This window comes from Flagellimonas sediminis (genome assembly GCF_010500845.1).
Lineage (GTDB): Bacteria > Bacteroidota > Bacteroidia > Flavobacteriales > Flavobacteriaceae > Flagellimonas > Flagellimonas sediminis.
Map to the genome: position 1 here is coordinate 90,552 of NZ_JAAAMI010000012.1, position 7,620 is coordinate 98,171.

At 49.4% G+C, this 7,620-nt stretch carries 2 protein-coding genes; both read right to left on the reverse strand.

Annotated features, from left to right (window positions below; all coding sequences use genetic code 11):
- Nucleotide 1: 1 nt before the first annotated feature.
- Nucleotides 2-1,975, reverse strand: coding sequence for a T9SS type B sorting domain-containing protein (locus tag GTK07_RS17725; protein WP_163636512.1), 1,974 nt, complete (start codon nucleotides 1,973-1,975; stop codon nucleotides 2-4).
- 70 nt (nucleotides 1,976-2,045) lie between these two features.
- Complete coding sequence (locus GTK07_RS17730) at nucleotides 2,046-7,604, reverse strand: beta strand repeat-containing protein (protein ID WP_203583840.1); 5,559 nt, start codon at nucleotides 7,602-7,604, stop codon at nucleotides 2,046-2,048.
- Between the last annotated feature and the right edge of the window lie 16 nt (nucleotides 7,605-7,620).

Genomic DNA, 7,620 nt, shown 5'->3' on the forward strand with positions numbered 1-7,620 from the left:
CTTATCTGTTAATGTATATGTAGCCTGAAAGCTGTTTCATGTTTCCTCCCATATCCTCGTAATCCAGAACATAGAAATACGTTCCTACGGGAAGTTTGTTGTCTTGGTCAACCGTGACCCTACCTTGCGAGGTACCGTCGAACACGTTGCCATTGGTGTTATAGGACCTGGTTTGATAGACCATGACACCCCATCTGTTATAAATTCTTACTGTGTTGTTTGGATAATTTTCGATTCCGTTGATGGCCAATACATCATGTACACCATCCCCATTCGGAGTGATTACATTGATCACATCTATTTCATCAACTGTTGTTTCGCCAAGGTCAGGATCCAAATAATTTGGTACTCCATCACCATCGGTATCATCATTGGCGTAATTGCCATCTTGATCAAGGTCTTCATCGATGGTTTCAATACCATCGTCATCATCATCCGAGTCCCTAAAATCAGGGATGCCATCAGAATCCGTGTCAGTTAAGAACAAGCTTGGCTCGTCCATTTCATCGTTCACATCGATATCAATGACCGTTTCACCTTCATATCCATCATCCAAACCGTCATTGTCCTTGTCCGAACCGATGAACGTTACTTCTGGGATACCGTCATGGTCATGGTCATGGCCTTCTATAGCATCGGGAACATTGTCATCATCACTATCTAAATCCACATAATCGGGCAAGCCATCGTTATCGGAATCTACAGGAATCAATCCAACATTGCCGTCAAGTTCATAGGCATCATCAAGTCCGTTGGCATTGGTATCCACCAAACTTGGAGGTATATAGCCCAAGGCCAATTGCGCTTCAACGTTATCCGGAATTCCATCATTATCACTGTCAATGTCCAAATAATCCGGGAATCCGTCGCCATCGGTATCCGTTGGTTCGGTTGAAGGATCATTGTCAGAGTCAGCGTTCAAATCCTCAAAACTGTCAACAATTCCATCATTATCACTATCCAAGTCAATTCCAGGAGGATTGATAATTACCGTAATAGTGGCCGTATCGCAATTTCCATTGGCATCACAAACCGTATACTCGAAGGTATCGGTGCCATTGAAACCTGGATCGGGGACGTAAGTAATATTGTCATCCGAAGGATTGTTCGGTGTACCATTTTCATTAAGAACAATGGTTCCGCTGGTAGGATTGGTCGCTGTGATCGTTCCTGATGTAGGAATGTCATTATCATTGGCGCGCCATGAAATGACCACATCCGTATCAATATCCGTAGAAACCGAATCATCATTGGTATCCACAATTGGCAACACATCTACGGTTACGGTAGCAGTGCTACAATCGCCAAAACTGTTGCAAATGGTATAGTCAAAGCTATCACTTCCATTAAAGTCCGGGTTAGGAATATAGGTTACCACATCATCCGATGGATCATTAGCCGTACCGTTATCATCGATGGAAACTGCTCCATTGGATGGTCCTGTAATGGACAACGTTCCATTTGTGGGCAGGTCCGAATCATTATCAAAAATAGGAACGACGATACTTTCATCCTCGTTAACAGCAATCAGGTCATCCACCAAATTTGCAGCCTGACTCATACACACCACTGTAAACCTGGGTAAAGCTGAACTATTTCCTGCTTTGGTTATGGTCGCCACATATCTTGTCACCGTTTGGGTACTCGTCACCGTTGGCCGGGATTGGTCTCCACTGACCGCAGGGCTCCAACTTACGGTTACCCCTGAAGGAATGCTGGCAGAAATATCCAGAGTTACCTGATTGTTGGGAGCATTACAGTCTGTTAGAATGAAGTATCCTGTTGCATTGGAACCACAAAGGGTACCATCATAAGTGGCAAAGTATATTCCCGGTTGGGTAGCTTCGTAAAAGGAATTGGTCCCTAAAACGGTAGCCAAATCCGAAGCTTCGTACCATCTATAATTGTTCTCATCGCCGGTGTTAGGTGCCTGGAGCAAAAACTGGGCATTTACTGTACCCGCTCCTATGAACATGAGGAACAGTCCAATGAGTAAAGACTTGTATGGGTTAGTTGAATTCAAATCTATGCGTCTTTAATCATTATTATTTTACAACGAATACCACATTGATCAAGGCATTGTAATCTGCTGGTTGTCCGATAATATCATAAGTCAGAACCCCACTGGCATTAATGCTCATATTGGCAAAAACCGTTGGATCTGCATAGGTTACATAATAATATAAATCTGTTGCCGCATAGGTTGGAAGCGCTGCGGGAGCACCTGTACTGGCCACTGCCGGCGTACCATATTGAGCCACATATTGGGCATAAAGGTTAACGGTAAGTCCAGTTCCATTGGATGATGCATCAATAGCAATCGAAGGTGGATAGAAAATACGAGCGGCTTTGGAAGTGATTGGTGCAATGGCCTGAATCACATCTTCAACGGTGGTTTCGGTAGCGCCATCTCCATCTATATCTACTGGAGTGTCAGAATTTACTTCTGAGGCAGTTTGATCATCTGTATTATCCAAATACCCACTCAAATCCACGTTGCCACCATCTTCCAAGGTCAAGGTATTTCCACTCAAGCTCAATGCCTGGTCATCCGTTCCGCTGTTGTTGAAAACGGACAGGTCCACACTGTTCCCGTTCGCGATGGAAAGGGTGTTCCCTGAAAGGCTCAAGGTCTGGTCATCTGTATCCGTATCGATGCCGCTGATATCGATGGTGTTCCCACCTGCGATGCTCAAATCCGTTCCACTTAAGGATAGTGTCTGCGCATCGGTATTATCCAAGTACCCGCTCAGGTCAACGTTGCCGCCGTCCTCAAGGGTCAAGGTGTTGCCGCTCAGGCTAAGTGCCTGGTCATCGGTTCCGCTGTTGTTGAAAACGGATAGGTCCACACTGTTACCATCGGCGATGGATAGGGTGTTCCCTGATAGGTTCAAGGTCTGGTCATCGGTATCCGTGTCAATGGAACTGATGTCGATGGTGTTGCCACCGGCAATGCTCAAATCTGTTCCGCTCAAGGAAAGCGTCTGGGAATCCGTGTTGTCCAAGTATCCACTCAAATCCACGTTGCCACCGTCCTCCAAGGTCAAGGTGTTGCCGCTCAGGCTCAGGGCCTGGTCGTCCGTTCCGCTGTCATTGAAAACGGATAGGTCCACACTGTTACCATCTGCAATGGAAAGCGTGTTCCCTGACAGGCTCAAGGTCTGGTCATCTGTATCGGTGTCGATGGAACTGATATCGATGGTGTTGCCTCCTGTGATGCTCAGATCGGTTCCGCTCAAGGATAAGGTCTGTGCATCCGTGTTGTCCAAATATCCGCTCAGGTCCACGTTGCCACCATCTTCCAAGGTCAAAGTATTGCCGCTCAGGCTCAATGCCTGATCATCCGTACCGCTATTGTTGAAAGTAGATAGGTCCACACTGTTGCCATCGGCGATGGAAAGGGTGTTTCCGGATAGGCTCAAGGTCTGGTCATCGGTATCCGTGTCGATGCCGCTGATGTCGATGGTGTTGCCACCGGTGATGCTCAAATCTGTTCCGCTTAAGGAAAGCGTCTGGGAATCCGTGTTCACACCGGAAATATCTATCGTGTTTCCTTCGGAAATGGTCAGATCCGAACCTGAAATGCTCAAGGTCTGGTCATCGGTATCCGTGTCAATGGAGCTGATGTCGATGGTATTGCCACCGGCAATGCTCAAATCTGTTCCGCTTAAGGAAAGCGTCTGGGAATCCGTGTTCACACCGGAAATGTCTATTGTGTTTCCTTCGGAAATGGTCAGATCCGAACCTGAAATGCTCAAGGTCTGGTCATCGGTATCGGTGTCGATGCCGCTGATGTCGATGGTGTTGCCACCGGCAATGCTAAGATCGGTTCCACTCAAGGATAAGGTCTGTGCATCCGTGTTGTCCAAATATCCGCTCAGGTCCACATTGCCACCGTCCTCAAGGGCCAGGGTGTTGCCGCTCAGGCTCAGGGCCTGGTCGTCCGTTCCGCTGTTGTTGAAAACGGATAGGTCCACACTGTTACCATCTGCAATGGAAAGCGTGTTCCCTGACAGGCTCAAGGTCTGGTCATCTGTATCGGTGTCGATGGAACTGATATCGATGGTGTTGCCACCGGCAATGCTCAAATCTGTTCCGCTTAAGGAAAGCGTCTGGGAATCCGTGTTCACACCGGAAATGTCTATTGTGTTTCCTTCGGAAATGGTCAGATCCGAACCTGAAATGCTCAAGGTCTGGTCATCGGTATCGGTGTCGATGCCGCTGATGTCGATGGTGTTGCCACCGGCAATGCTAAGATCGGTTCCACTCAAGGATAAGGTCTGTGCATCCGTGTTGTCCAAATATCCGCTCAGGTCCACGTTGCCACCGTCCTCAAGGGTCAAGGTGTTGCCGCTCAGGCTCAAGGCCTGATCATCCGTACCGCTATTGTTGAAAGTAGATAGGTCCACACTGTTGCCATCGGCGATGGAAAGGGTGTTTCCGGATAGGCTCAAGGTCTGGTCATCGGTATCCGTGTCGATGCCGCTGATGTCGATGGTGTTGCCACCGGCAATGCTCAGATCCGTTCCGCTCAAGGATAGGGTCTGGGAATCAGTGTTCACTCCTGAAATATCTATCGTGTTTCCTTCGGAAATCGTCAGATCCGAACCTGAAATGCTCAAGGTCTGGTCATCGGTATCCGTGTCAATGGAGCTGATGTCGATGGTATTGCCACCGGCAATGCTAAGATCGGTTCCACTCAAGGAAAGGGTCTGTGCATCCGTGTTGTCCAAGTATCCACTCAAATCCACGTTGCCACCATCTTCCAAGGTCAAGGTATTTCCACTCAAGCTCAATGCCTGGTCATCCGTTCCGCTGTTGTTGAAAACGGACAGGTCCACACTGTTCCCGTCCGCGATGGAAAGCGTGTTCCCTGAAAGGCTCAAGGTCTGGTCATCTGTATCCGTATCGATGCCGCTGATATCGATGGTGTTCCCACCTGCGATGCTCAAATCCGTTCCACTTAAGGATAGTGTCTGCGCATCGGTATTATCCAAGTACCCGCTCAGGTCAACGTTGCCGCCGTCCTCAAGGGTCAAGGTGTTGCCGCTCAGGCTAAGTGCCTGGTCATCGGTATCCGTGTCAATGGAACTGATGTCGATGGTGTTGCCACCGGTGATGCTCAAATCTGTTCCGCTCAAGGATAAAGTCTGTGCATCGGTGTTGTCCAAATATCCGCTCAGGTCCACGTTGCCACCGTCCTCAAGGGTCAAGGTGTTGCCGCTCAGGCTCAATGCCTGGTCATCCGTTCCGCTGTTGTCGAAGGTGGACAGGTCTACACTACCACCGTCTTCCAAAGTAAGGGTATTGCCACTCAAACTCAATGCCTGGTCATCGGTACCACTGTTGTTGAAGGGCGAAAGGTCCACACTGTTCCCGTCCGCTATGGAAAGGGTGTTACCGGAAAGGCTCAAGGTCTGGTCATCCGTATCGGTGTCGATGCCGCTGATATCGATGGTGTTGCCACCGGTGATGCTCAGATCCGTTCCACTTAAAGAAAGGGTCTGGGAATCCGTGTTCACACCTGAAATATCGATTGTGTTTCCTTCGGAAATGGTCAGATCCGAACCTGAAATGCTCAAGGTCTGGTCATCGGTATCCGTGTCAATGGAGCTGATGTCGATGGTATTGCCACCGGCAATGCTAAGATCGGTTCCACTCAAGGAAAGGGTCTGTGCATCCGTATTGTCCAAATATCCGCTCAGGTCCACGTTGCCACCGTCTTCCAAAGTAAGGGTATTGCCACTCAGGCTCAGGGCCTGGTCGTCCGTTCCACTGTTGTCGAAGGTGGACAGGTCTACGCTACCGCCATCTTCCAAGGTAAGGGTGTTGCCACTCAAGCTCAATGCTTGGTCGTCAGTATTATCCAAATATCCACTCAAGTCAACGTTGCCACCATCTTCCAAGGTCAAGGTATTACCACTCAAACTTAGGGTCTGGTCGTCAGTTCCGCTGTTGTCCAATGCCGATAGGTCGATGACCGGGTTGTTGCCCAATTCGTTAGTATAGGTCAGTTGGTTGGTACCGCTATTAAAGGAAAGTGACGTGTTGGTCTCCGCTATGGATACCGAGGCCACGTTCAGGTAAAGGGCACCATCGGTACCGGCAGTAATGTTGTTGTTGGCATCGGTACTGATCAATCCTGTGGACAGGGTCCCACCATTGTCGGTAACCTGAAGGCTTCCTGAGTTCATGGATACCCCTGTATTGTATTCGTTCCCGACAATAGAGTCCGCATCATCCACATTGATGGTCACATTGTTACCTTCCGAGATGGCAATGTGCCCCGCTGTTCCATTGGTTGAAAGGGTCTGGTCATCCGTATCCGTGTCGATGGAACTGATGTCGATGGTGTTGCCACCGGTAATGCTTAGATCCGTTCCGCTCAAGGATAAAGTCTGGGAATCCGTGTTCACACCGGAAATGTCTATTGTGTTTCCTTCGGAAATGGTCAGATCCGAACCTGAAATGCTCAAGATCTGGTCATCGGTATCCGTGTCAATGGAGCTGATGTCGATGGTGTTGCCACCGGTGATGCTCAGATCCGTTCCGCTTAAGGAAAGCGTCTGGGAATCCGTGTTCACACCGGAAATGTCTATTGTGTTTCCTTCGGAAATGGTCAGATCCGAACCTGAAATGCTCAAGGTCTGGTCATCGGTATCCGTGTCAATGGAACTGATGTCGATGGTGTTGCCACCGGCAATGCTAAGATCGGTTCCACTCAAGGAAAGGGTCTGTGCATCCGTGTTGTCCAAGTATCCACTCAGGTCCACGTTGCCACCGTCCTCAAGGGTCAAGGTGTTGCCGCTCAGGCTCAATGCTTGGTCATCCGTTCCACTGTTGTTGAAGACCGAAAGGTCTACACTGTTCCCGTCCGCGATGGAAAGGGTGTTTCCGGATAGGTTCAAGGTCTGGTCATCGGTATCCGTGTCAATGGAACTGATGTCGATGGTGTTGCCACCGGCAATGCTCAAATCTGTTCCGCTCAAGGAAAGGGTCTGTGCATCCGTGTTGTCCAAATATCCGCTCAGGTCCACGTTGCCACCGTCCTCAAGGGTCAAGGTGTTGCCGCTCAGGCTCAGGGCCTGGTCGTCCGTTCCGCTGTTGTCCAGGGCCGACAGGTCCACACTGTTCCCGTCCGCGATGGAAAGGGTGTTTCCGGATAGGCTCAAGGTCTGATCGTCGGTATCGGTGTCGATAGAACTGATGTCGATGGTGTTGCCACCGGTGATGCTCAAATCTGTTCCGCTTAAGGAAAGCGTCTGGGAATCCGTGTTCACACCGGAAATGTCTATTGTGTTTCCTTCGGAAATGGTCAGATCCGAACCTGAAATGCTCAAGGTCTGGTCATCGGTATCCGTGTCAATGGAACTGATGTCGATGGTGTTGCCACCGGCAATGCTAAGATCGGTTCCACTCAAGGAAAGGGTCTGTGCATCGGTGTTGTCCAAATATCCACTCAGGTCCACGTTGCCACCGTCCTCAAGGGTCAAGGTGTTGCCGCTCAGGCTCAAGGCCTGATCATCGGTTCCGCTGTTATTGAAAACGGATAGGTCCACACTGTTACCATCGGCGATGGATAGGGTGTTCCCGGATAGGCTCAAGGTCTGGTCATCTGTA

What these genes read in the sequence shown, in the direction of transcription:
- GTK07_RS17725 (WP_163636512.1), bottom strand. Translation starts at nt 1,975, where the DNA reads ATGTTCATAGGAGCGGGTACAGTAAATGCCCAGTTTTTGCTCCAGGCA.